Source organism: Nitratireductor sp. L15S-10 (genome assembly GCF_045011005.1).
Classification (GTDB): domain Bacteria; phylum Pseudomonadota; class Alphaproteobacteria; order Rhizobiales; family Rhizobiaceae; genus Nitratireductor.
Map to the genome: position 1 here is coordinate 669,061 of NZ_CP120674.1, position 24,461 is coordinate 693,521.

Here is a 24,461-nt window from a genome sequence, read left to right on the forward strand (position 1 = left end):
GGTGGCCCACGGACGGAGTTACGCCGATCCGCTTTTTCCGTCAAGTGCGACATGAGCGCCATTCGATAGGGAAATCGGTTTCGTAGAGTTCGAGATGGTTCCCACCGGGGCTTTGAGGCTCTATAGAAGCCTTTCGATTTCTTAGATCATCCAGGCGGGGATCCGCCGGACGTTGCGCCGGAAGGACATTTTCATGGCAAATGTGGTGGTTGTCGGCTCACAGTGGGGCGACGAGGGCAAAGGCAAGATCGTGGACTGGCTATCGGAGCGTGCCGATGTGGTGGCGCGCTTTCAGGGCGGGCACAATGCCGGGCATACCCTCGTCATCGACGGTGTGAGTTACAAGCTGTCACTCCTGCCCTCAGGCGTGGTGCGCCCAGGTAAGCTTTCGGTCATCGGCAATGGTGTGGTCTTCGACCCGCATGCTTTTGTTGCGGAAATGGGGCGCCTTGCCGAGCAGGGCGTCGAGGTGACGCCCGATCGGCTGAAGATCGCCGAGAATACCGCACTGATCCTTTCGTTGCACCGCGAGCTCGATGGTTTTCGTGAGGATGCCGCTTCCAATTCCGGCACAAAGATTGGCACGACGCGCCGTGGCATCGGGCCGGCCTATGAAGACAAGGTGGGGCGCAGGGCGATCCGCGTCATGGATCTGGCGAACACGGACACGCTGCCGATGAAGATCGATCGCCTGCTTACGCATCACAATGCGCTGCGTCGCGGTCTCGGTCATGAAGAAGTGACGCACGATGCCATCATGGAAGAACTGACGTCGGTGGCCGACAAAATACTCCCCTATGTCGACCGCGTCTGGAAAATCCTTGAGGACGCGCGCCGCGCCGGTCAGCGAATTCTGTTCGAAGGTGCGCAGGGCACCATGCTCGACATCGACCATGGTACATATCCGTTCGTGACGTCTTCCAACACGATTGCAGGGCAGGCGGCGACCGGTTCAGGGCTCGGACCGGGCTCGATCGACTATGTGCTCGGCATCACCAAGGCTTACACAACCCGCGTCGGTGAGGGACCGTTCCCGACGGAGCAGAAAAACGAGGTTGGCGAGTTCCTTGGGACACGGGGCCATGAGTTCGGCACCGTGACCGGGCGGCAGCGGCGTTGTGGCTGGTTTGATGCCGTTCTGGTGCGCCAGGCCGTGGTGACCAACGGTATGAATGGCATTGCGCTCACCAAGCTCGACGTTCTCGACGGCATGGACGAGATCAAGATCTGCACGGGCTACAAGCTTGACGGCGAGCTGATCGATTATCTCCCGGCCGGTCAGGGCGCGCAGGCGCGGCTTGAACCTGTCTATGAGACGCTGGAAGGCTGGAAGGGCACCACCAGAGGCGCGCGCAAATGGACTGACCTGCCGGCGCAGGCCGTCAAGTATGTTCGGCATGTGGAGGAACTGATCGGCGCGCCGGTAGCGATTCTTTCCACCAGTCCCGAACGCGAAGACGCCATACTTGTGACAGATCCTTTTCAGGACTAGTTTCGCGTGCAAAATTGCGTTGCGTACCATTGGGATGGCTGCGCATTCCGGAAGTAACACAGGTTTGATACGGCATGGCGGATTTTTCTGCGGTTCTGAAGAAGACGATCGACGCATTGTCGGAAAACACTCCGGCAGCGCGCGAGCGTATCTATCAGAAGGCCCGGGCGACGATCGAGAACAAGCTCAAGGGCATGGACCCGGCTCCATCCGCCGCCGTGGCCGACCGGCAGCGCAAGCTGCTCGAGGACGCGATTGCCCGGGTCGAGGCCGAGTATGCGCCTGCGCCAAAGCCTCAAGAACCCGCGCAGGACGAGCTCGACCAGATCTTTGCCGAGCTGGATGTCGATCCGGCAAAGCCACGTGACCCTCTCCCCGCAGCATTCCAGACGCAGGCGCCGGCGTCGGAGCAAACTCCTTTCGAGGCAGGGACACCGCAGGAGAGCGGTGTAGGCGCGGCAGGCAGCGGACCGGATCAGGATGCGCGGGTCGATATGCCCTCGTCCGCGGGAGCGGATGATGCGCTCGAGACACCGCCGCCACCGCCACCGCGCAGGAGGGCGGGCAAGGGCGGTGCAACCGGCTTGATCGCCGGGGTGCTGCTCATCCTCGCTGCAATCGCAGCCGGTGGATGGTTCTATAAAGATGATCTCACGCGTCTCGCCGGTTTTGACGGCGGTGAGCAGACGGTTGCCGAGAGCGGTGAAGCCGGGCCTGACGCTGGAGAGAGGACTTCAGCCGATGGTGAGAGCGCGGCGCCGGAAACAGCGGAAACAAGCGATACGAGCGCGAGCCAGCAGCCGGAGCCGGTTCGCAAATTTACGCAACGCCTTCTGGCTGACGGACGCGAGGTCGACGAGGGACCTGCCGGTGAAGAGCCAAGCCTGGGCGAAGGCACGTCCGTAGCGCAGGTGACTGTGCCGAGCAATGGAGAAGCCGCTCAGCCGTCACCGTCTCAGAACGGTCAGACGGAGAGCCCCAACGCCAGTGAGGCGCTGCCTGTCGGACAAAAGGCCATTTACTATGAAGAGCGGACGAGCGTTTCGCAGGGGTCAGCCGATCTCGGCGCGGTCGTCTGGTCAATCGTTCAGGAATCGCCGGGCAATGATCTCCCGCCGGAACCGGCTATCCGTGCCGATGCGACGATTCCGGAGAAGAATCTCCAGCTCAAGATGACGATTCGGCGGAACGCGGATGAATCCTTGCCGGCCAGTCACATATTGGAGATCATCTTTCTGACGCCGGATGATTTTGATGGCGGTGGGATCGACAACGTGCTGCGGGTCTCCTTGAAACGTTCCGAACAGGACACGGGCAATCCGCTTCTCGGTATTCCGGCCAAAATCGCCGATGGTTTCTTCCTTGTGGCGCTCAGCGACAGCACTGCCGATACAGAAACGAATATGCTTCTGCTGCGCCGCCAGAGCTGGATCGACATACCGGTGGTTTATAAGTCGGGCCGGCGTGCACTCATCACCATTGAGAAAGGCATTCCGGGAGACAAGGTGTTCAACGATGTGCTGAACGCCTGGCAGGCTGCGACGAGCGGCTGAGAGACATCAGCTTCCCTTGGCTGTATCCAAACGCGCCAATGCCTACGGAAAGTCCAGACTTTGTAGAACAAGAGTGCAAAAAAAGCCGGCGGAAAACCGCCGGCCATTTTGTTGCAATTCTAGATGACTGCCGACTACGGGGCGTCCCGTATCAGGCCCCTGCCTGGCGATGTGCCTCGGCAGCCATGGCTTTGGCGGCCATCGCCTGCTGGCGGGCCGAGTTCTGGACCGCCTCCTGAACCTTCTCGAATGCGCGAACTTCGATCTGACGCACCCGTTCGCGGCTGATGTCGAACTCGCCTGAAAGTTCCTCCAGGGTCATCGGATCCTCGGAAAGGCGCCGGGCCTGGAAAATGCGCTTCTCACGATCGTTCAACACCGACATCGCGTCGCCGAGCATGCGGCGGCGGGTCTCCAGTTCGTCCTGCTCGACCAGCAGATCTTCCTGGCTCTCCCCATCGTCGACCAACCAGTCCTGCCACTCGCCGGATTCACCCTCGGTCGCCCGGATGGGCGCATTGAGCGAAGCATCGCCGGAAAGACGGCGGTTCATCGACACCACCTCTTCCTCGCTGACATTGAGGCGGGTGGCGATCTCCGTAACCTGCTCGGGGTTCAGGTCGCCGTCGTCAAGTGCCTGGATTTTGCTCTTCACTTTCCGAAGGTTGAAGAACAGGCGCTTCTGGTTCGCAGTGGTGCCCATCTTAACCAGGCTCCAAGAGCGCAGAATATATTCCTGGATCGAAGCCTTGATCCACCACATGGCGTAGGTGGCGAGACGGAAGCCGCGTTCCGGCTCGAACTTCTTCACGGCCTGCATCAGGCCGACATTGCCTTCAGAAATAACCTCACCGATGGGGAGGCCATAGCCGCGGTATCCCATGGCGATCTTCGCCACGAGACGCAGATGGCTCGTGACTAGCTTGTGGGCCGCGGCCGTGTCGTCATGCTCGGAATAACGCTTCGCGAGCATGTACTCTTCCTCAGGCTGAAGCATGGGGAAGCGGCGAATTTCCTCCAGGTAGCGGGTCAGTCCGCCTTCACCCGAAGCGATGCTAGGTAATGTCTGGGCCATTTAAGCACCCTCCTTTGCCGGATATGCCCTCATGCGGGGACGCCTTGAAATCTTGGCGTTTGCTGAAATGAGAGACAGTGCGACCATCTTTGATGCATCGCACCATATCCTATGTAGGAACGAATTCCGACGGTTAAAGTTTCATTCTGCTGTCAACATTATGTCACCAGACGGTGAACAATATTATTGTACCGATAATTACAAAATATCCAGCGCCCTTGTCAATGCCATCATGTCAGGAGGCGGTTCAGCTTCGAAACGCATGACATCACCGGTCTCCGGATGACGGAAAGCCAGAAGGCGCGCATGAAGAGCCTGACGCGAAAAAGCGGCGACTGTGGGGCGTATCTCTTCCGGCAGTCGGTTGACCTTTGTGCGGAACGCGCGGCCATAGTCGGCGTCGCCGATAAGCGGGTGGCCGATATGAGCCATATGCACTCGGATCTGATGCGTCCGCCCGGTTTCCAGCCTGCATTCCACTTTTGCTGCAAACGCCCTGCCGCTGCCATCGGTTCCGTAGCGTTTCTGCACCTGGTAACGGGTCACCGCGTGGCGGGCGTCGCTGCGCCCTGCCGGCACAACCGCGCGCAGGGTCCGGCTTTGCGCATGACGACCGAGGGGAGCGTCGATGGTCCCGGCCATGCGGTCGGGGGAACCCCAGAGGAGGGCGATATAGGCGCGCTCCAGGTCTCCGCTACGGCCATGATCGGCAAAGCTCTCTGAAAGGAGACGATGGGCATTGTCTGTCTTGGCGACGACCATCACGCCGCTGGTATCCCGGTCTAGCCGGTGGACAATGCCTGGCCGGCGCACACCGCCAATGCCTGAGAGCGAAGCACCGCAATGATGCAGAAGCGCATTTACCAGCGTGCCCGACCAATTTCCGGGAGCAGGATGAACGACAAGCCCTGCCGGCTTGTTGATGACAATCAGAGCGTCGTCTTCAAAAAGCACGTCAAGCGGGATCGCTTCGGCTTCAGGCTCGGCGGGCTCCGCTTCGGGGATGGCTAGCGTATAGACCTCTCCTTCCGCGATCTTGTGCTTGGTTTCGGTCAGAGGTTTTTCACCCAGCATCACCGATCCGGCGCGAATGAGCGCCTGCAGCCGGCTGCGTGAAACCGACGCGCCCAGGCGAGCCGAAAGCCAGCGATCCAGCCGTTCTCCAGCGTCTTCTGCTTCGACGGTGAACGCTTTGCGTCCGTTCATGGCTTCCCATTCATGGTGGTCTTCGGTATCAGGATCGCCCATTGAAACTGCTTTCGAAACGGTGAGACATGGCCACGCCACAAGAACAGGAAGACCTGGAGCAGGAAGAGCTCGACCCGGCGGCCGAGCGTGTGCGCCGCAAGATGGTCCGCTTCATGGCCATCAACCTGGGCATTCTGTTCGCTGCGGTTATGGCTGTCGTGCTCGCTTTTGTCTACAAGACGCTTAGCAGTGGGCCTGAAGAACCTGCCGCGACGATTGCGTTGCCCGGCGATGCGGTCGAGGGCAGAATCGACCTGCCCGACGGGGCTCGCATCGTCTCTCAGGGGCTGGATGGTATGCGGGTCTCATTGCATCTCCGGTTGGCCGATGGTGCAGAGGAGCTACGTCTTTTCGATCTCACCAGCGGTCAGATGATCGCCCGATTCGTTCTGGAGCCGTGACATTGTCAGACCGCCGAATCGCGCTGACTACTCTTGTCGTGCGCGATTATGACGAGGCTATCGCCTGGTATCGTGAGAAGCTGGGCTTCCACCTTTTGGAAGACACTCCGCTTTCATCCGGGAAGCGTTGGGTGGTCATCGCGCCAGAATATGGTGCATCCGGTGCGTTGCTTCTGGCTCGGGCTGTAAGCGAGGGGCAGTCGGCGGCCATCGGCAATCAGGCGGGTGGACGCGTATTTCTCTTTCTCCATACCGACAATTTCCGACGTGATTATCAGGCCATGCGAGAGGCGGGCGTCACGTTTCGTGAGGAGCCCCGGGAGGAAGCCTATGGCATGGTTGCAGTCTTTTCGGACCTCTACGGCAATCTCTGGGATCTTTTAGAGCCGAAATCACCCGGAACGTAAAACCGCTGTTGCATTTGCCGGCGAAGGCGACTATATCGCCGCAATCGCTGCGCTCCCATCGTCTAGCGGTCCAGGACGCCGCCCTCTCACGGCGGAAACAGGGGTTCGATTCCCCTTGGGAGTGCCAATCCCCCCCGTGTAATGGTTTTCCGGTCTGAGGTTCATGTGTCCAGCGACGGGCAAGCTCCGTCTGGCAGGGTATACTGCGAACACATCTTATGCTTTGCAAATCGTTAAGCCTTGGGCACCACACTGAGGTCGACGCGTTGGGAACACGAGAAGGTTCGATTGTGCCTTTCTGGGGAGCGTACGGTTTTGGGAACCGGTGAGGGTTCGGATGTTGAGGAGCGATTTCGCGGCGATGCGTTGGCCGCGCTGCTTCGGTCTGCCTCTGGCTGGGTGTGGGAAACGGACGAAAACCATCGTCTGACCTGGATTTCAAAAGAATTTCAGACTGTCACCGGCCTCGATCCGAAGCGCTTTATCGGTCGTTCACGTATCACGCTTGCGCGCAATGCCTTTCATCCCGTTGGTGATGTGGAGGCGCATGAGAGGCTTCTTGCTCAGCGCGCGCCATTCGGGCAGTTCATCTATGACCTTGAGGGCGGTCCTCCGGACTGCCGCTGGATTTCTGTGTCGGGATCTCCGGTTTTTGATAACGAAAACCGGTTCCGCGGCTATCGCGGGGTGGCTCAGAACATCACCATGATGATGGGACTTCTGCGCGGTGCGCACCCATCGGACGAAGACACCGATCCGAAGGAGCGCCGTCCGGGCAGTGGAGGCCACTTTGCGAGGCTGATGGCCGCGCTGGATGTCACCCGAGACGCATTGTGCTGCTACGATGCGGACGATCGCCTCGTGCTGAGCAACCAGGCAATGCTTGCGATGTATGCCGGCCTCGAGGAATTCATACGGCCAGGGACGTCCTTTGAAACTCTCCTGCGCGCGGGCGTCGAACGCAGGATCCTTTCAACGGAGGGTGCGGATCCGGAAGTCTGGCTCCAACGGGTTCTTGCTCTGCGAAATCGTGAAGATGCATTTGAAAGCGTTATCCGTTTCAACGACGGGCGCTGGATCATGCATCGGGAGAAGCGGACAGCCGATGGGGGCACCATAGGCATCTGTACCGACATTACCCGGCTCAAGCGTCATGAGGATGCGCTGGCGGCGGCGCTTGAGAAGGCAAAACTCGCAGAGGCAATTCTCGACGAGTTGCCCAACCCGGTATTTGCAAAGGATCAGGACCTTCGCTTCGTTCTGGTCAACAGGGCGTTCAAGCGCACGCTGGGCGTCGAGGTTCCCGAAATTCTTGGTCGGCGGGCTACGGACTTCACGTCGCCTGAACTGGCTGAGAGCTTTGAGAAAAGCGAACGGCATGTGCTTGAGACGCACGAGGACTTCGAAGTCGAGGAGGACTTCCACCAGCCTGGCATCGGCAAGTATCGCATTGTGCGCAAGTGTCGTGTGGAGACGGAAAGCGGTACGCCCTATGTGGTGGGGGCCCTGTTCGACATTTCCGACATCCGCAAGCGCGAGAATGACGCCGAAGATGCCCGGCGGCAGCTTGCGGAGGTTCTGGAGACGCTGCCAGCCGGCGTCGTCATCTATGATCGCGACGACCGCTATGTCCTTGCCAATCACAAGATGCAGGAGGCATTGCCGGCGATGGTGCCGGCCATGCGTCCGGGGAAATCCCTGCGGCATGCAGTTGAGCTTGCCCATGATGCCGGATATTTCCGGCAGAGCGGCGACGCGGAGCTCGATGCACTGTATGACACTGATCGAGAGGCGTGGATCGAGGGCTACCTCAAGTCCTACCAGGTGCGTCATCGCATCTTCGAGCGCAGTCACGCCAACGGTCGCTGGGTCAAAGCCATTGACACACGGACGGAGGACGGGACCTTCGTCGGCGTGCGGGTGGATATAACCGAGCTGAAACAGCGTGAGGCCGAGTTGCAGGCGGCGCGGGAAGAGGCGGTGCTCGCCGACCGGGCAAAATCAGAGTTCCTTGCCAATATGAGCCATGAAATCCGGACGCCGATGAACGGTGTTCTGGGCATGACAGAACTGCTTGCGAAAACAGACCTTACAGCCAAACAGAAGACCTTTACGGATATCATTTTGAAGTCGGGAAACGCGCTCCTGACGATTATCAATGATATTCTCGATTTCTCAAAGATCGACGCGGGCCACATCGTTCTGGAAGCGGAGCCGTTTTATCTGGGAGAAGCCGTTGGCGACGTGGCGACACTCATGTCTTCCCGGGCCAAGGAGAAAGACATCGAGCTGATCGTCCGGGTCGATCCCGGTATCACGCGTGCGGTCGTGGGGGATGTGGGACGCATCCGCCAGATACTCACGAACCTTGTGGGCAACGCCGTCAAGTTCACCGAAAAGGGGCATGTTCTGGTGAATGTCAGTGGCGGCGACACACCGGAGGGCGAACTCGCGCTGCAATTCAGCGTTACCGACACGGGTATCGGTATCCCGAAAAACAAGCTCGATCTGATCTTCGACAAATTCAGTCAGGTTGATGCTTCCTCCACCCGGCGACATGAGGGGACCGGTCTCGGGCTCGCCATCACCTCGCGACTTGTCGGCCTCATGGGCGGGCAAATCGGCGTAGAAAGCACCGAAGGGCGGGGATCGACGTTCTGGTTCACGCTGACGCTGCCGAAGGCTGCCGGCGCCACGCATCAACCTCTGGCTCCACGTGAAGTGGAGAACGCCCGTGTTCTGGTTGTCGATGATAATTCGGTCAACCGGATGATCCTGCGAGAGCAAATGGAACACTGGGGCTTTGATGCCTGTGTTGCGCGCGACGCGGCTGAAGGGCTGGAAGTGCTTCGTGCAGTGGCAAGAATGGGATTGCGGGTCGACTGTGTGGTCGTGGATTATCAGATGCCGGGCATGAACGGGCTGGAGATGGTCGAGGCGATCCGGGCGGAACCCGAGATCGCGGAGGTGCCCGTGGTTTTGCTTACGTCTGTCGATCAGTCGCTGTCCGGCTTTGGCGCGCGCGAGTTGTCAATCGCGGCGCATCTGATCAAGCCGGCGCGGTCCTCCGCGCTTCTTGAGGCGATGATCATGGCCATGCAGACCACGACAGCCAGACCGTCGGGCACGGAGGGCGCCATGGCGGGGGAGGGGCATTTGGAATCTGGTGCCGATTCGCCTCAAAAGGTAGAAATCGCGCCCCTGAGTGGCGATGAAACTTCTCCAGGCATCGATGTTCTGGTTGCTGAAGACAACGAGGTTAATCAGCTCGTTTTCCGGCAGATTCTCAGCGAAGCGGGATTGCGCTTCGAAATCGTCGAAAATGGCCGACGTGCGCTCGAAGAGTGTGAGCGAAAGAAACCGCGACTAATTCTGATGGATATTTCCATGCCCGAAATGAATGGGCTGGAAGCAACACGGGAGATCCGGCAACGCGAGTATGGGGCCGCGACACGCGTTCCCATCATCGGTGTGACTGCACATGCACTGAAAGGTGATCGCGAATTGTGTCTGGAGGCGGGGATGGATGATTATCTCTCCAAACCGATCAGCCCCAGAGCGCTTTTGGAGAAAATCAACTCCTGGGTGAATTCTCTGACTGTAAAATCAATCCAAAAATGAGTAAAAAATTCTCTTAATATATTGATATATATACTTTTTTATCCAAAGTTGCGGGTTTTGTATTACTAGCGTGATCGCACCATTTAGGTAAGTCGGCGCTCTCATTAAAGTTGAGACAAATGGTCATTGCTTGACCATGCTTTTTCCGGGCGGGTGGAGGTCCACAGGCCATGGGTGGTCCAAACGAGCCCCAACAGGATCTATCCGGGTTTTAAACCCAGCCCAGTGTGATTAGCCATTCTATATGGTCTTTCCCCCGCCCGGCTTTTTCTGACTTCTCAACATCCACTTCGGCCAGGGCCGTGACACCGGCGTGTTGCTCCAGTGAATTGCGCTTCGCCTTTCAGCTGGGCTTGCCTTCTTGCCGGCCGTTCTCAACTCGCGCCGAAAAGCGAATTATGGCCTGATTTCAGTTCGTAACGGGGCTGACACGGAACTGTCATGGAACTGTTACACAGAGTTGTTATTCCGCTCCCCGACGCCGAGAGGGCGTCTGACCGAATTCCGAACAGGGAGCTGTCTCCAATGAACAAATTCCTTCTTACCGCTTCGGCGGCCACGATCGCCCTCGCGGGCGCAGTTGGTACGGCTGCTGCCCGTGACCAGATCCGCGTCGTTGGCTCGTCGACTGTCTTCCCCTTCACCACGGCAGTTGCCGAGCGTTTTGGCCAGAGCGGTGAGTTCCAGACCCCGGTCGTAGAATCCACCGGCACGGGTGGCGGCATGAAGCTGTTCTGTGCCGGCGTCGGTGAAAGCCACCCGGATTTCACCAACGCTTCGCGCCCGATCAAGGACTCTGAACTGGAGACCTGCAAGGCGAACGGCGTGACACCGGTTGAGATCAAGGTTGGCTTCGACGGCATCGTCATCTCCAACTCCAAGGCTGCAAAGCAGATCGACCTCACGAAGGAACAGATCTTCGCCGCTCTGGCAAAGAATGTTGAAGTCGACGGCAAGGTTGTTGCGAACCCGTACACCAACTGGTCGGACATCGATGAGAGCCTGCCGAACACCAAGATCGAGGTTCTCGGCCCGCCCCCGACCTCTGGCACGCGCGATGCATTCGTCGAGCTGGTCATGGAAGAGGCCTGCCCGGAAGCGATCGAGGCTGCTGACGGCTGCACGGAGATCCGTGAAGACGGCGCCTATGTGGAAGCCGGTGAGAACGACAACCTGATCGTTCAGAAGCTTGAAGCAAACGCTGATGCCTTTGGCATCTTCGGCTTTTCGTTCCTCGACCAGAACGCCGACAAGCTGCAGGGCTCCACCATCGGCGGTGTCGCCCCGACCTTCGAGGCGATCGCAGCCGGTGAGTACGGCGTCTCCCGTTCGCTCTTCGTCTACGCGAAGAAAGAGCACGTCGGTGCAATTCCTGGTATGGAAGAATTCATCAAGGAATACACCACCGATACTGCCTGGGGCCCCGAGGGCTACCTGGCTGACAAGGGTCTGATCCCGCTGCCGGACGACGCCCGCGCGAAGCAGGCGGAAGATGCCCAGGCCCTCAAGGGCATGGGTTCCTGATAGACCAACCGGGGACCCGGCCGTCATTGCGGCCGGGTCTTCCTGTTTCGGGGTTCATGCGAAGTCGCGCTTGGATGGGGATCCCACGGGTTCACGGTAGATCCGACCGTACCCGACCCTCGGGGGTAGTATGATTACATATGTCGTCATCGCGCTGCTGGTGCTTTTCGCCGTGGCGTATTATTTCGGGCGCGCACGAGCGCTTTCGAGCGTCGAAGGCAATACGGCCGCGCTGCACTCGCTGCCCAGCCAGCACGGCCTGTTTCTGGCATTGTTGTCAGCGGGACCTGCTCTTCTGATCCTTCTTTTCTGGGGTGTCGCAACCCCCGGTGTCGAGGCTTCGATCGTTGAAGGCCGTTTTGCGACACAGCTCGCGGACATGAACCTTCCGGAAAAGCAGGCATTCTTGCGCGATGCGCGCGCTCTGGCCTTCGGCGGCATTGCGGGATTCCCGAATGAGGCGAAGGAAGCCGCTGCGGAGCACTTCGCTGCCCTGCGCGGCCAAAGCGAGTGGATCGTCAGTGGTCTCGTCACGCTCCTGGCTGCTCTCGGCTTCTTCTGGGGCATTCGCCGCATCACACCGCAGTTTCGCGCCCGCCACGTTGTGGAGCGGGTGCTCCGCCTCTTTCTCATCCTTTGTTCTGTGGTTGCGATCCTGACGACACTGGGCATCGTCCTCTCTCTCATCTTTGAATCCCTGCGCTTCTTTCAGCAGGTTCCGTTCTACAAGTTTCTCTTCGGTACGCACTGGAGCCCCCAGAGCGCTTTCACCGGAGCAGGTCAGGAAGCCGGTGCGGTCAATCCGGACATCTTCGGTGCGGTCCCGCTTTTCGTCGGCACCATGCTCATCACATTCATCGCGATGCTGGTTGCAGCGCCCGTGGGGCTCATGTCGGCGATCTATCTGTCCGACTATGCTTCCAAACAGGTGCGGTCGGTTGCCAAGCCGATGCTGGAGATCCTCGCCGGCATCCCCACCGTCGTATATGGCTTCTTTGCCGCGCTGACCGTTGCCCCCTTCTTCCGTGATTTCGGGCAGGTTCTGGGCCTCAGCGTGGCCTCGGAATCGGCGCTCGCGGCGGGTATCGTCATGGGGATCATGATCATCCCCTTCGTGTCGTCGCTTTCCGACGATGTCATCAATGCGGTCCCTCAGTCTCTGCGCGACGGCTCTGCCGGTCTTGGTGCCACCAAATCGGAAACGATCCGCAAGGTCGTTCTTCCTGCTGCCCTGCCGGGCATTGTCTCAGCGCTGATGCTGGCCATCAGCCGTGCTATCGGCGAGACGATGATCGTGGTGATGGCGGCTGGACTGGCAGCCAATCTCACCATCAATCCGCTGGAAGCCGTGACCACCGTCACCGTGCAGATCGTCACCCTCCTGGTTGGCGACCAGGAATTCGATAGCGCGAAGACGCTCGCGGCATTCGCCCTCGGGCTGGTTCTCTTCTGCGTGACACTCGCCCTCAACATCATCGCCCTGCGTGTGGTGAAGAAATATCGAGAGCAATATGACTGATACGCTTGCTGGCGGCGCGAAGCCGCAGAACAATCAGCATACGAATGAGCAGGCGCGAGGCCGCCTTCGCAAACGCTACGCTGCAGAAAGCCGCTTCAAATGGCTGGGTGCGGGAGCAGTTCTTCTCTCGGCATTCTTCCTGCTTCTCCTTCTTTCGACCATCGTGTTCAAGGCATTCCCGGCTTTTCGCGCGAATGAGTTGACCCTTCCGCTGAACCTGTCGGCTGAGCATGTGAACCCGGACAACCTGACGGGCAACAACTACGACACCATCATCAGCGATGCTCTGCTATCGCTCTTTCCGCAGGTTGAGGGGCGTCAGGAGCGCAGGCAGGTTCGTGGTCTTATCTCGAGCGGCGCGCCGACACTTCTGCGCCAGGCATTGCAGAATGGCAGCCTCACGCCCGGCGGGACTGTCGAATACGCTCTGCCGATGGATGATTTTGCCGATCTTTATCTGAAGGGACTTCTTGCAGCCGACAGCGCCGAGACGGTTCTGGCAACGCCGCAGAGCGTGGCCGTGGAGGGCAACGAAGCGGAACTGCGTTTTTCCGATGACAGCCTGCTCGATGCTGCAAGGGAAGCCGGTGCCCTCGAAGAGGATGGCGGTGCGCTGCGTCTGACGACAGGTGCCGCGTCTTTCATCATCTATCTTGGCGGTGGTGCGGTGAAGATCACCGATCTTGCCCCGGACGCCGATGCTGGCGTGGTTGCACGCGGCCCGGTCCTGGCTTCGGTCTCGGCAGATGCTGCCGGACCCGTCCGCCTGCGGGTCATTGCAACGCCGGAAGGTCAGCGGAAGATCTCCGACCGCGAGATCGTGTGGGTCGACCAACTCAAAGCTGACGGACGCACGGCAAGTGCCTGGAACACACAGTTCTTCTTCGGCGGTGCAAGCCGTGAAGCAGAAATGGCAGGCATCTGGGGCGCGGTTGTCGGCTCCGCTCTGACGATGCTTGTCACACTGGCGCTGTCCTTTCCCATCGGCGTTGCCGCCGCCATTTATCTGGAAGAGTTCGCGCCGAAGAACCGCCTGACCGGCTTTATCGAGGTGAACATCAACAATCTGGCGGCCGTTCCGTCCATCGTCTTTGGTTTGCTTGGTCTCGCCGTGTTTCTGAACTGGTTCAACCTGCCGCGGTCGGCGCCGCTGGTTGGCGGCATGGTTCTGGCATTGATGACCCTGCCGACGATCATCATCGCGTCACGGGCAGCGTTGCGTGCAGTGCCGCCCTCGATCCGTGAGGCGGCGCTCGGTGTCGGTGCCTCGAAGATCCAGACGGTGTTCCATCACGTTCTGCCGCTCGCGATGCCGGGCATTCTGACGGGCACCATCATCGGTATGGCGCAGGCTCTCGGTGAGACCGCTCCACTCCTCATGATCGGCATGGTCGCCTTCATCGTGGATATTCCAGGCGGCTTCACATCGCCGGCCACGGTTCTGCCGGTCCAGATTTTCATGTGGGCGGATTTCCCGGAGCCTGCCTTCCAGCAGAAGACGTCCGCGGCTATCCTGATCCTTTTGGGCTTCCTGATTTTGATGAACGCCGTTGCGGTCGTGTTGCGCAAGCGTTTCGAACGCCGCTGGTAACGGAGTAGGAGAAATGAACATGTTAACGGATGCGGCAGTGGAAGAAGCGGTGCAGAACAGGACGGAAGAGTTGCCCGTGAAGATGCGCGGATCAAAGGTCCGGGTCTTCTACGGCGAAAAGCAGGCGCTCTTCGATGTCGATCTTGATGTCAGGCAGAAGCAGGTAACGGCTTTGATCGGTCCTTCAGGCTGTGGCAAGTCCACCTTCCTGCGCTGCCTCAACCGTATGAACGACACGATCGACATCTGTCGGGTGGAAGGCGAGATCACGCTTGACGGGCAGGACATCTACGACCCGAAGGTCGACGTGGTTGAGCTGCGCGCCCGCGTGGGAATGGTCTTTCAGAAGCCCAACCCGTTCCCGAAGTCGATCTACGAGAACATCGCCTACGGGCCGCGTATCCACGGTCTGGTCTCCTCAAAGAGCGCGCTGGATGAAGTGGTCGAATCCAGCCTGCAGAAGGCGGGGCTTTTCAACGAGGTGAAAGATCGCCTGCATGAACCCGGCACGGGCCTCTCCGGCGGCCAGCAGCAGCGTTTGTGCATCGCGCGCGCCATTGCGGTGTCGCCGGAAGTCATCCTCATGGACGAACCGTGTTCGGCGCTCGACCCCATCGCCACCGCGAAGGTGGAAGAGCTGATCGACGAATTGCGCGAGAACTACACGATCGTCATCGTGACGCACTCGATGCAGCAGGCGGCGCGCGTCTCGCAACGCACGGCCATGTTCCATCTGGGCAACCTTGTCGAGGAGGGGCCGACGGACAAGATGTTCACCAATCCGGATGACAAGCGCACTCAGGATTACATCACTGGTCGCTTCGGCTGACGCACAGATAAGGAACCAGATCATGGGCGAGCACACAGTCAGCTCCTTCGATGAGGAACTCGGTGAGATCGACCGCCTCATTCGCGACATGGGCGATCTCTCCGGTGCGATGACCCGCGCCTCCACCAGTGCCCTTCTTCATTCCGATACCGCACTGGCGCAGCGCGTCATCTCCGATGACACGATCATGGACGCCAAGCAGCGCGACCTCGACGAGCGCGCCATCACGCTGATCGCCAAGCGCCAGCCAATGGCACAGGATCTGCGCAGCGTTGTCGGTGCCATTCGCATGGCCGCCGATCTGGAGCGTATCGGCGACCTTGCGAAGAATATCGCCAAGCGTGTCAGTGCGGTCGGCCAGAGCGCGACGCCGCGCACACTTGCTCATTCCATAGATGCTATGGCGGGCCTGGTGCTGCAACAGGTCAACGCTGTGGTCGAGCACTATGTGAAGCGCGAGCCCGAAGCATTGATCCAGTTGCGTGACGACGATGAGAAAATCGACATTCAGTACACGTCGGTGTTCCGGGAATTGCTCACCTATATGATGGAAGATCCGCGCAACATTACATCCTGTACGCATCTTCTCTTCTGCGCGAAGAATCTGGAACGCATCGGCGATCACGTGACGAATATCGCCGAGAATGCCTATTATGTGGTGACGGGGGAACAGCTTCCGGTCCAGCGGCCGAAGCTTGATGAAACACAGATGACGGTCGATGCGGATGCCTGATCGGCCGTAGCAATACTTTAGGAGAATGCCTTCCATGATTGCCCCCAAGGTCATGGTCGTTGAAGACGACGAACCGCTTTGCGTCCTGCTGAAATACAATCTGGAAGCCGAGGGTTATCAGGTCGAGATGATCTCACGCGGCGATGAAGCTGAAGTGCGGTTGCAGGAAAATGTCCCGGACCTGCTAGTGCTGGACTGGATGGTTCCGGCTGTATCAGGCATCGAACTGTGCCGCCGGCTGCGCATGCGGCCTGAAACCGAACGACTTCCCATCATCATGCTCACAGCGCGCGGCGAGGAAAGCGACCGCGTTCGGGGGCTTTCCACCGGTGCCGACGACTATCTGGTCAAGCCATTTTCGACGCCGGAGTTCGTGGCGCGTGTGCGCGCCCTTTTGCGCAGAGCCAAACCTGAGGTTCTCTCAACGGTTCTCTCTGTAGGCGATATCGTGCTCGATCGGGAATCGCATCGCGTCTATCGGCGCAAGAATGAAATCCGGCTGGGCCCGACCGAATTTCGACTTCTCGAATTCATGATGCAGCATCCCGGCCGTGTCTTCTCGCGCAGCCAGTTGCTCGACAATGTCTGGGGGGAGACGATCTACATCGACGAGCGTACTGTCGACGTTCATGTGGGCCGATTGCGCAAAGCCGTGAATCAGGGGCGGCTCCCCGATGTGATTCGCACCATTCGCGGAGCTGGCTACGCCATTCGAGAGGCGTGACTTCCGCTTATCTCGACTTCCTGTCGAAAATCCTGGAAATAACCCCGGCGCAAATGCCGGGGTTATTTGTTCAAGCCGTAGTGTGATTACTCGGTGAAGGTATTCTTCTGGCGAGCATGCTGGTTCTGAGCAACGGCGAAGCTTGTGGCCGGCTCCAGCGAGGCTGTCAGCTTTCCGTCTTTGGTGATGTCCCATTCCAGCACCGCGTCATCATAGACGAGCGCTGGATCGACAAAGACGCACGTTGCCATCACCCGCGGGGCCTCGCCTTCAAGCTCACGCATGGAGATGGGCTTCTCCGCCTCGCACTCCTCGAACGTTTCATAGACCGGAGCGGGGGCGGGAAGTTCGCGGCATTCAGCCATGTTGCCGGAGCAGCCGACAACCAGAAGAAGCGCAGCGATATGTTCCATGGCGTTCTCCTTTCACTGTCTGCCCGACGCGGAAGCCATGGATGGTCCGCATCGTCGGATGCCGCATTCGTTTACGTCTTTCGTACTTGTTTAACCACGCCCTCTCAGCAGCCCCATTATCAGGGAAATCGCGAGAAGGGCGAGAAAGATGTAGAACAGGATCTGTGCGATCCCCGCGGAAGCGCCTGCAATACCGCCAAAACCAAGGGCGCCGGCGATGAGTGCGACGACGAGGAATATAAGTGCCCAGTAAAGCATTCTGTCTCTCCGTTTAGTTATGGCTGTTAAACGTCCATCCACGATGATTGGTTCCCGGAGAAAGAAAACCGGCAAACAAAAAAGGCCGCCCGAAGGCGGCCTTTCTCATGAAGCCGGTGCTTCTGATGCCTCAGGCGGCCGCGCGAGCCTGGTGGTCGAAGAAAAGCGCCTGGCTGATTAGCGCCTTGACCATTTCCGGGCTGAACGGTTTCGTGACGAGGAAGGTCGGCTCAGGGCGCTCACCTGTCAGCAATCGTTCCGGGAAGGCGGTGATGAAGATCACGGGGACGGTGGCCCCTTCGAGAATCTCGTTCACTGCGTCAAGGCCCGAACTCCCGTCTGCAAGCTGGATGTCTGCGAGGACCATTTTCGGCTGCGTTTTTGCAAACATCTCGACGGCTTGCTTGTGGGTGCGGGCATTGCCGACGACGCGATGACCGAGACTTTCAACCATCTCCTCGATATCCATGGCAATCAGCGGCTCGTCCTCGATAATCAGGATGTCGGTGGCCACCTGGCGGGATATCTCCTCGCTGGCCTCGTGCAACATCGCGTTGATGCCGTTCATATCGGTTTCCAGAATTTCCGCCGCTTCTTCCGGTCGGAAGTTCTCGACGGCCACCAGAAGGAACGCCTGTCGTGGGCGGGGGGCGAGCGACGACAGATTTCTGGAAGCGCGTTGTTCCCATGCGGACGTCGGTGCACTTTCGGGGATCGGCACATCGAGCGTTTCGAAAAGCGATGTGAAAAGCCTGAAAAGCGCGATCTTGTCCGTTGATGCTTCGGGGAAAATGCTTGTGTCGGCGATCAGCGCTTCAAGCGCCGCGGCCACCAGGGCGTCACCGCTCGTTTGCGAGCCAGACACGGCTCTGGAAAAGCGCCGCAGATATGGAAGATGCGGTGCGATACGCGCTGACAAAGTCATGGATTTCAGGTCTCCCTCGTAATGTGGCAATGGGAACAATGCATATTTATGATGGTGAAAACGCGTGTTGCGGGAAAATGTTCCATAAGGAGGGAACGTTTTCTGCTCGGCGGCGTTTTGCCTGCTATGGAAGAGTGGTGGCGCGGGCCAATTCAATTGCGCCCGCTTCATTGGGAGACAGACTATATGGACGAAGACAGGGCATGAATTACGGCAAACCCAACACCCATCGGGGCCCGGACAAGCGCGGAAAGGATAGCGATCCTCTTGGCGCAAACTCCGAGATCGGGCGCAAGCTCAGGCAGTATTACGATGATTTGATAACGGAAGACATTCCGGACCGGTTCAGCGATCTTCTCAACCAGCTGGAACAGAAGAGCAGTGCCAAGACCGCCGGGAACAAGGATTGATATCGATGAGTGTATATCCTGGCTTTCGTGACGATCTTCTGGCCACCGTACCTAGCCTGCGCGCGTTTGCGGTCTCACTTTCAAAGAACGCCGACCGGGCCGATGATCTCGTTCAGGAGGCGCTCGTCAAAGCCTGGGACAAGCAGGCCAGCTACCAGCCGGGCACCAATCTGAAAGCGTGGCTCTTTACGATCCTTCGCAACGAATTCTATTCCCAGATGCGAAAGCGGAAGCGAGAGGTGGAGGATAGCGACGGCGCCATTACAGGGCGTCTGTCTGTCCATCCGGCTCAGGAGGGCTCCGTGGATCTCAAGGATTTCCGCCGGGCGCTGGAGCAACTGCCCGAGGATCAGCGCGAGGCAATCATTCTGATTGGCGCCTCAGGCTTTTCCTATGAAGAGGCGGCGGAAATCTGTGATTGCGCGGTGGGTACGATCAAGAGCCGGGTCAGTCGTGCCCGCACGCGTCTGCAGGAGATCCTCAAGATCACGGGCGAGAACGACTTCGGCCCGGATGCGATCTCGGCCCAGATAACAAACTCCGTCTTTACCGCTTAATCCGAGCGGGAACCGCTTTCATTCGAAGAGCCAATCGCCTGCGCCAACGCCTGGATCAGGTCGCTGTCCTTGTACGGTTTTTCGACGATGGTAATGCCGTTAAAGGGCTCAAAGACCTGATGGCTGGCGGCGTAGCCCGTGGCGAAAATAAATGGAATTCGCCGGCTTTGCAGCAGGTGGGCGAAGTCGTTTGTCCAGTTGTCGGATATCCTGATGTCGAGAATGGCTGTTGAAATCCGCCCGGTTTCAAGCACGTCTGGCTTCAGCGCGTTAAACGAAGTTACGGTCACCACGTCCTCTGCGCCATGTTCCTTGCAGAGCTCTTCGATGTTCATGGCAATCAGGGCTTCGTCTTCGACCAGCAGCACTCGGGCCCCATCGAGGGTTTTTTTCAAATGGGCATCCTTCCGAAACCAGAGAAATTTTCTCCTGAAATCTCATTAGTTGACTGACTTGTCATTAAAAAAAGACATGGTACCAAAGAAGCCGAGGGGATCGGCGGACATGCTTCCGGATCCGCGGATCGAGGCAAGCTGTGACAAAAGAACAAGAACGCGTTCACGCCAGTCTACCGTGTGAAAAGTGCCCCTTGCGGAAACTCGAGCTTTTTCGGGATTTCGACGAGTGTGAACTGGAATTTATCGGCCGCTTCAAAAAAGGTGACCTGGCGGTCAAGAAAGGCGCGACCGTGTTGGTGGAGGGCGCACACAACCCGCACCTTTACACCGTTCTTTCCGGATGGGGCTTTCGATACAAACTGCTTGAAGATGGCCGCCGGCAAATCGTCAATTACGTAATGCCCGGCGATCTTGTCGGTCTGCAGGGCAGCCTGCTGGGCGAGATGAAGCACTCGGTCGAGGCGCTCTCAAACATGGTTTTGTGCGTGTTTGAGAAAGCCGAGCTTTTTTCCCTCTACCGGGAGTTTCCTGAACTTGCCTATGACATCACCTGGATCGCCTCGCGTGAGGAATGCATGCTGGATGACAACCTTCTCACGGTTGGTCGTCGCACAGCATTGGAAAAAGTCGCCTATCTCCTGATGTTCATCCTTGAGCGAAGCCGGCAAAGTGGTCTGACCAGGAACGGCACGGTGTCGCTCACGCAGCAGCATGTGGCTGATACGCTCGGCCTGTCTCTTGTCCACACCAACAAAACCATTGCGCGCCTCGCGGAGCGGGGTCTTTTGAAATGGGAGGATGGTGGCTGCCGGATACTCAATCCGGAGGCCTTGGCCGAACTGGCGGACTGGACGGCCGAGAAAGCGGCGAAGCGGCCTTTTCTATAGGTGGTTTCGGTTCAGGCGAACGTGTCGATGCACGCGGTTTGGCGGGCGTGGGAGGTTCGATGCCCGGGATGATGTTGCCGGCTATTGCATAAAGTGTCAGCAATGCGGGGATGGCGATGAAACCGCCGATAGGCCCCCACATCCAAAGCCAGAAAGCTATTGCAAGGAAAACGATAAACGGGTTGAGCGTCATTCGCCGACCGATAACGGTCGGCGTGACGAACTGTGCCTCTGTCGCGTTTAACGCCAGATAGGTTAGAGGCGGCAGAAAACTCGCCGTCAAGGTGTCGAAGGTGGCAAGGCCCACTGCGAGCAGGACGCAGGCCATGACCGCAGGGCCGATATAGATCACGAAATTGAGCAATGTCGCCATCGCTCCCCATAGCGCCGGTGAAGGGACGCCGAGCAGCCAAAGGGCGATGCTTACAGCGATGCCCAGACCGATATTGATGATGGTAATCGACAGAAGATAATCCGAGACGGCATTTTCGACATCCCGAAAAATGTGCGCGACCCGCCAGCGCAAACGACGGTTGAAACAAAGGTGCAAAATAGCCGCCCGCGTTTCGTGCCGTGTGGCCACGAAGAAATAAAGGCTCGCAAAGAAGATAAGCAATTGCGCCAGCAGCGACGGCGCAAGAACCGCGACGTTCTCCACGGTGGTGTCTTCCTTCACGGCGACCGTCACGCTGGAGCCGCCGGTGACGGAACGAATCTGTTCCTGCAAATCCTTGATGGTGCCAAGAGGCTGTCTCAGACTCGAGAGCTGCAACTGCAATTCGTTCCATATCTGGGGCAGGCGGTCGGCCCAGGCCGTCAGCGGGGCCGCGATCGCTGTCAGGAAGCCGCCCACGAGGCCAATGAAAATCAGAACCACAGCTACAGCCGAGACGGCTGGCCAGACCCCCATCCGCTCCAGGCGGGTGGCAATGGGCCCGAGCATCAAGCCAATGAAGACCGCGAGCGATATCGGTGCCAGCAGGAAACGCCCAAAGTGCAGCGCGATGATCAGCGCCAGCAGACCCAGAAGCAGAACAGAACTCTGCGCGCCGTAAGTCAGCGCCATCTCGAGGGTCATGATGTGCGAGCGTTTGCGCGAGGTGTCCAAAGACTTGTGATCCATCCAGTTATCCGCCGACGTTTCCAGTGAAAAGCGTGCTGGTGGGCAAATGGTTCCTTGGCGGAGGGAACTTCGTGGGATGTTTCGCGTTGGGCTGTGAGCAAAACTTGCACGAAACATGGCCCCAAACATGGCCGAACCATGGGAGACTGCATATGGCAACGACCACCGCGAAAACCGCCCGAACCCAGAAAGACGATGCGGTAACGACCGGCGATCTGGAAAAGGATATTCAGCAATTGCGCACCGACATGGCGCAGCTGGTCAGCCATCTTAAAGACATGGGTGGTCAATCCGGCGAGGCAGCGCGTAAGGCGGCCGGAGAGCGGATCGAGCAGTTGCGCGGGCAGGGCGAGGCAGCGCTGAACAGCGTGAAGGACAGCACGCAGGAGCTGGAGCAGGAATTGGTCCGCACGGTGCGTGAGCGCCCCTTCACCTCGCTTGCGCTGGCTGTGGGGGCCGGATTTCTCATCGCTCTCGCTACCCGCCGCTAGGCCTTCGCCATGATGGCAAGGCTTTTGGCTTCACTCGCAGCCGGAGAGTTTTCGGGTGTGTTCAAGCGTATGAAAGTCACGACCGGCTTTTATGCGCTGGCCGCACTTCTCGGCCTTTTCGGCCTCGGCTTTCTGGTGCTGGCCGGGTTCATTGCGGCCTCGCGGCAGTGGGGTGTGATCGAGGCTGCACTCGGTTTCGGGGTTGCGTTCGTAACCATGGCGATAATCGTCCTTGTCGGTCTGAAGGTGTGGAGCCGGGTTCAGGCCCGCCGTGCGCGCCGTCGCCGCATCGGCGATGCAGGTGTACTTGCAGGCACCGCAGCACTGACCCTGTTGCCGTCGGTGCTTTCGCGCACGGGAGGGCTTGGTGCGGTGGCGCTGCCGGCTTTGGCCGTCCTTGGATACGCGATCTATCGGGAAAATTCCGGCCAGGACCCTGACGACCGTTAAAGGGCGCTGTAGTGCGGCTCCTGCATTTTCATGGAACCCTCTTCTGCCCTCGGCATTGATTGAGGCACAGAAACAGGAGCAGTGATCATGCCTGAAACCCCGAGGCCCGAGACCCCGAGAAAGACACCGCCGCAGGACGCTCGCCAGGGGCGTCGAGGCTTTCCAGTGCTGATGGTGCTGGTGTGCGGCCTTCTGCTGGCTGCCCTGGTCTGGTGGGGCGTCGAAGTCTACGGCCTGATGCTGGATGATCAGCAGGCCATAGAGCTGCCGGCCGCACAGGATGAACCGACGAGCTGATCCGCCTGGATACCTCGTCAGAACCCGTCAACCAAAGGAGTACCCCATGAGCGATGCCGCTGAAGTTCTCAAACCGAAAACCCATGCCGAAAAGATGGATATCGGCCTTTCTGCAGCGGACAGAAAGGAAATTTCCGCCGGCCTTTCGGAAATCCTCGTCGATACTTATCGCCTATTGATCAAGACACATATCTACCACTGGAACGTGGTGGGGCCGCTGTTCCATTCGATCCATGTGCTGACCGAAGAGCAGTACAATACACTGTTCGAGGCGACCGACATCATCGCCGAGCGGGTGCGCGCGTTGGGCCATCACGCTCCCATTCTGAGTGGCAAGGGTGTCGACACATCCATTGAGCTTCGCGCCTCGGGCCGCTCGGCGCTGGAGATGGTCCAGGATCTGGTCGAAGACCATGAGGAGGCTGTGCGCAAGATGCGCGAGATCGGTACCAAGGCCGACGAGAAGGGTGACCTTGTCACCGCCGACATGCTGACCGATCGTCTTACCTTCCACGAAAAGGCGCTGTGGATGCTGCGTGCTCTTATCGCAGATTGATATACGAAACTCCTCCCAGGACTTCTGCCGGCCGGTTCGCCCCGGCCGGTTTTTTTGTCAGGAGAGGTCGCTCTCCTGTTTCGGCACCAGAACACGCAGCGCCTTCGGATGAAGGACGATCCGTGTCTCCCTCGGCAACGGCCGCAGTTCGCCATCGATGGCGCACTTGAAGCGCTGGGTTCCGGAGTGGACGCGCACCGTCACCTCGCTCGCCTGATGGATCTCAACCTGTTCGTTCTTGCGCCAGCGGCCAATACCCATATTGAAGAAGAAGAGAAGCATTTCGGCGCGTGTGCGCGCATGGGTGATATATATGCCGAGCTGGCCACCGTCGGGGCTGTTGGTGAACGGCAGGTGCTGGCCTTCACCGTAGAGATTGTTGGTTACTGCCAGGTTTGAGGTGGTGGCGAGCATCTTTGTCTCGGGCAGTTCGAGTTCCAGCTCCAGCTTGGGTGGCCGGATCATCGTTGCGATTGCCGCGCGCACTGAGGCGAAAATCTTGCCCAGTCGGGATCGGAACTCCATGCGTTCGCGCAGACGGATAAGTTGCGGGTGCATGCCGATCGACATCTGGTGCACATAAAATGTGCCATCGGCTTCCGCGATGTCGACGTGTCTGATCGAGCCCTGGGCGAGAGCCTGCATGGCCGCATGCAGGTCTTGCGGAATGCCGAGGCTGCGGGCGAAGAGGTTCATCGTGCCGGCGGGGAGGATGGCAAGCGCCTTTTCGGAATGGGCGAGCAGGCCGGCGGCAAGCGAGGTCGTGCCATCACCACCGCCCGCAAGAAGAACATCCGCCTTCTTATCACTGGCCGCCTCTTCCATCATCGACACAATTTCCTTGCCGGGACAGAGCCTGACTTCGATGGAATGGCCGGCCGCCTGGAAGATATTTCTTATTTCTTCAGCAAGCGCTTCAGTGTCGAGAGTTCGGAGTGTTCCTCCGTTGCGGTTGAGAACGGCCAGAACATGCATCGGG

At 58.9% G+C, this 24,461-nt stretch carries 26 protein-coding genes and 1 tRNA gene; 19 read left to right on the forward strand and 8 right to left on the reverse strand.

Annotation, left to right across the window (positions count from 1 at the left end):
- Window positions 1-193 precede the first annotated feature (193 nt).
- Complete coding sequence (locus P2W41_RS03240) at window positions 194-1,492, forward strand: adenylosuccinate synthase (RefSeq protein ID WP_292897892.1); 1,299 nt, start codon at window positions 194-196, stop codon at window positions 1,490-1,492.
- 74 nt (window positions 1,493-1,566) lie between these two features.
- Window positions 1,567-3,045, forward strand: coding sequence for a hypothetical protein (locus tag P2W41_RS03245; protein WP_404934300.1), 1,479 nt, complete (start codon window positions 1,567-1,569; stop codon window positions 3,043-3,045).
- 151 nt (window positions 3,046-3,196) lie between these two features.
- Here P2W41_RS03245 and rpoH read toward each other — a convergent pair whose 3' ends face one another.
- Window positions 3,197-4,120 (reverse strand): RNA polymerase sigma factor RpoH, encoded by a 924-nt coding sequence (gene rpoH, locus P2W41_RS03250; RefSeq protein ID WP_292897888.1) that lies wholly within the window; start codon window positions 4,118-4,120, stop codon window positions 3,197-3,199.
- Between the two features lie 198 nt (window positions 4,121-4,318).
- Window positions 4,319-5,326 (reverse strand): RluA family pseudouridine synthase, encoded by a 1,008-nt coding sequence (locus P2W41_RS03255; RefSeq protein ID WP_404934912.1) that lies wholly within the window; start codon window positions 5,324-5,326, stop codon window positions 4,319-4,321.
- A gap of 68 nt (window positions 5,327-5,394) precedes the next feature.
- Between P2W41_RS03255 and P2W41_RS03260 the strand changes: the two genes are divergently transcribed.
- The 10 genes from P2W41_RS03260 (at window position 5,395) to phoB (ending at window position 16,717) form a co-directional block, all read left to right on the forward strand.
- The gene (locus P2W41_RS03260; protein WP_292897887.1) at window positions 5,395-5,769 is read left to right on the forward strand and encodes a fimbrial protein; all 375 of its coding nucleotides are present in this window, start codon (window positions 5,395-5,397) and stop codon (window positions 5,767-5,769) included.
- A gap of 2 nt (window positions 5,770-5,771) precedes the next feature.
- Window positions 5,772-6,176, forward strand: coding sequence for a VOC family protein (locus tag P2W41_RS03265; protein WP_292897886.1), 405 nt, complete (start codon window positions 5,772-5,774; stop codon window positions 6,174-6,176).
- Window positions 6,177-6,227: 51 nt separating this feature from the next.
- A tRNA-Glu gene (locus P2W41_RS03270) sits at window positions 6,228-6,303 on the forward strand.
- A 188-nt stretch (window positions 6,304-6,491) separates the two neighbouring features.
- Window positions 6,492-9,797, forward strand: a complete 3,306-nt coding sequence (locus P2W41_RS03275) for a response regulator (protein WP_404934301.1) — start codon at window positions 6,492-6,494, stop codon at window positions 9,795-9,797.
- Window positions 9,798-10,322: 525 nt separating this feature from the next.
- Window positions 10,323-11,321, forward strand: coding sequence for a PstS family phosphate ABC transporter substrate-binding protein (locus tag P2W41_RS03280; protein WP_292897883.1), 999 nt, complete (start codon window positions 10,323-10,325; stop codon window positions 11,319-11,321).
- A 130-nt stretch (window positions 11,322-11,451) separates the two neighbouring features.
- Window positions 11,452-12,840 (forward strand): phosphate ABC transporter permease subunit PstC, encoded by a 1,389-nt coding sequence (gene pstC, locus P2W41_RS03285; RefSeq protein WP_292897882.1) that lies wholly within the window; start codon window positions 11,452-11,454, stop codon window positions 12,838-12,840.
- A complete protein-coding gene (pstA, locus tag P2W41_RS03290; RefSeq protein ID WP_292897881.1) occupies window positions 12,833-14,431 on the forward strand; it encodes a phosphate ABC transporter permease PstA in 1,599 nt (532 codons plus the stop codon). Before pstC ends, pstA begins: the two co-directional genes overlap by 8 nt.
- 13 nt (window positions 14,432-14,444) lie before the next feature.
- Window positions 14,445-15,260, forward strand: a complete 816-nt coding sequence (gene pstB / locus P2W41_RS03295; protein WP_292897879.1) for a phosphate ABC transporter ATP-binding protein PstB — start codon at window positions 14,445-14,447, stop codon at window positions 15,258-15,260.
- Between the two features lie 22 nt (window positions 15,261-15,282).
- Window positions 15,283-15,993, forward strand: a complete 711-nt coding sequence (gene phoU, locus P2W41_RS03300; RefSeq protein WP_292897877.1) for a phosphate signaling complex protein PhoU — start codon at window positions 15,283-15,285, stop codon at window positions 15,991-15,993.
- A gap of 37 nt (window positions 15,994-16,030) precedes the next feature.
- Complete coding sequence (gene phoB, locus P2W41_RS03305) at window positions 16,031-16,717, forward strand: phosphate regulon transcriptional regulator PhoB (protein ID WP_025030226.1); 687 nt, start codon at window positions 16,031-16,033, stop codon at window positions 16,715-16,717.
- Between the two features lie 86 nt (window positions 16,718-16,803).
- Here the strand turns inward: phoB and P2W41_RS03310 are convergent, their stop codons facing one another.
- The 3 genes from P2W41_RS03310 to P2W41_RS03320 form a co-directional block, all read right to left on the reverse strand.
- Window positions 16,804-17,130 (reverse strand): hypothetical protein, encoded by a 327-nt coding sequence (locus tag P2W41_RS03310; protein ID WP_404934302.1) that lies wholly within the window; start codon window positions 17,128-17,130, stop codon window positions 16,804-16,806.
- 90 nt (window positions 17,131-17,220) lie between these two features.
- The gene (locus P2W41_RS03315) at window positions 17,221-17,388 is read right to left on the reverse strand and encodes a DUF1328 domain-containing protein (protein WP_292897873.1); all 168 of its coding nucleotides are present in this window, start codon (window positions 17,386-17,388) and stop codon (window positions 17,221-17,223) included.
- Between the two features lie 130 nt (window positions 17,389-17,518).
- Entirely contained in the window at window positions 17,519-18,313 is a 795-nt protein-coding gene (locus P2W41_RS03320) for a response regulator (protein ID WP_292897871.1), read from the reverse strand.
- 203 nt (window positions 18,314-18,516) lie between these two features.
- On the opposite strand from P2W41_RS03320, the gene P2W41_RS03325 reads away from it, so the two are divergent.
- Both P2W41_RS03325 and P2W41_RS03330 read left to right on the forward strand, forming a co-directional pair.
- Complete coding sequence (locus tag P2W41_RS03325) at window positions 18,517-18,723, forward strand: NepR family anti-sigma factor (protein ID WP_292897869.1); 207 nt, start codon at window positions 18,517-18,519, stop codon at window positions 18,721-18,723.
- A 5-nt stretch (window positions 18,724-18,728) separates the two neighbouring features.
- Complete coding sequence (locus tag P2W41_RS03330; RefSeq protein WP_292897867.1) at window positions 18,729-19,280, forward strand: sigma-70 family RNA polymerase sigma factor; 552 nt, start codon at window positions 18,729-18,731, stop codon at window positions 19,278-19,280.
- On the opposite strand, the gene P2W41_RS03335 is transcribed toward P2W41_RS03330, so the two are convergent.
- Window positions 19,277-19,675 carry a response regulator gene (locus tag P2W41_RS03335; protein WP_292897865.1) on the reverse strand — a complete coding sequence of 133 codons (399 nt, stop codon included), beginning with the start codon at window positions 19,673-19,675 and terminating at the stop codon, window positions 19,277-19,279. The genes P2W41_RS03330 and P2W41_RS03335 overlap by 4 nt on opposite strands.
- Window positions 19,676-19,815: 140 nt before the next feature.
- Here P2W41_RS03335 and P2W41_RS03340 point away from each other — a divergent pair, with 140 nt between their 5' ends.
- A complete protein-coding gene (locus tag P2W41_RS03340; protein WP_404934303.1) occupies window positions 19,816-20,565 on the forward strand; it encodes a Crp/Fnr family transcriptional regulator in 750 nt (249 codons plus the stop codon).
- Here P2W41_RS03340 and P2W41_RS03345 read toward each other — a convergent pair.
- A complete protein-coding gene (locus P2W41_RS03345; protein WP_292897861.1) occupies window positions 20,495-21,688 on the reverse strand; it encodes an AI-2E family transporter in 1,194 nt (397 codons plus the stop codon). The genes P2W41_RS03340 and P2W41_RS03345 overlap by 71 nt on opposite strands.
- Before the next feature lie 152 nt (window positions 21,689-21,840).
- On the opposite strand from P2W41_RS03345, the gene P2W41_RS03350 reads away from it, so the two are divergent.
- The 4 genes from P2W41_RS03350 (at window position 21,841) to P2W41_RS03365 (ending at window position 23,482) form a co-directional block, all read left to right on the forward strand.
- A complete protein-coding gene (locus tag P2W41_RS03350) occupies window positions 21,841-22,179 on the forward strand; it encodes a YqjD family protein (protein ID WP_292897859.1) in 339 nt (112 codons plus the stop codon).
- Between the two features lie 24 nt (window positions 22,180-22,203).
- Window positions 22,204-22,629 carry a hypothetical protein gene (locus tag P2W41_RS03355; protein WP_404934304.1) on the forward strand — a complete coding sequence of 142 codons (426 nt, stop codon included), beginning with the start codon at window positions 22,204-22,206 and terminating at the stop codon, window positions 22,627-22,629.
- Between the two features lie 87 nt (window positions 22,630-22,716).
- Complete coding sequence (locus tag P2W41_RS03360) at window positions 22,717-22,926, forward strand: hypothetical protein (RefSeq protein WP_292897855.1); 210 nt, start codon at window positions 22,717-22,719, stop codon at window positions 22,924-22,926.
- 46 nt (window positions 22,927-22,972) lie between these two features.
- Window positions 22,973-23,482, forward strand: a complete 510-nt coding sequence (locus P2W41_RS03365) for a Dps family protein (protein WP_223021856.1) — start codon at window positions 22,973-22,975, stop codon at window positions 23,480-23,482.
- Window positions 23,483-23,539: 57 nt separating this feature from the next.
- Here the strand turns inward: P2W41_RS03365 and P2W41_RS03370 are convergent, their stop codons facing one another.
- The gene (locus P2W41_RS03370; RefSeq protein ID WP_404934305.1) at window positions 23,540-24,457 is read right to left on the reverse strand and encodes a diacylglycerol/lipid kinase family protein; all 918 of its coding nucleotides are present in this window, start codon (window positions 24,455-24,457) and stop codon (window positions 23,540-23,542) included.
- Between the last annotated feature and the right edge of the window lie 4 nt (window positions 24,458-24,461).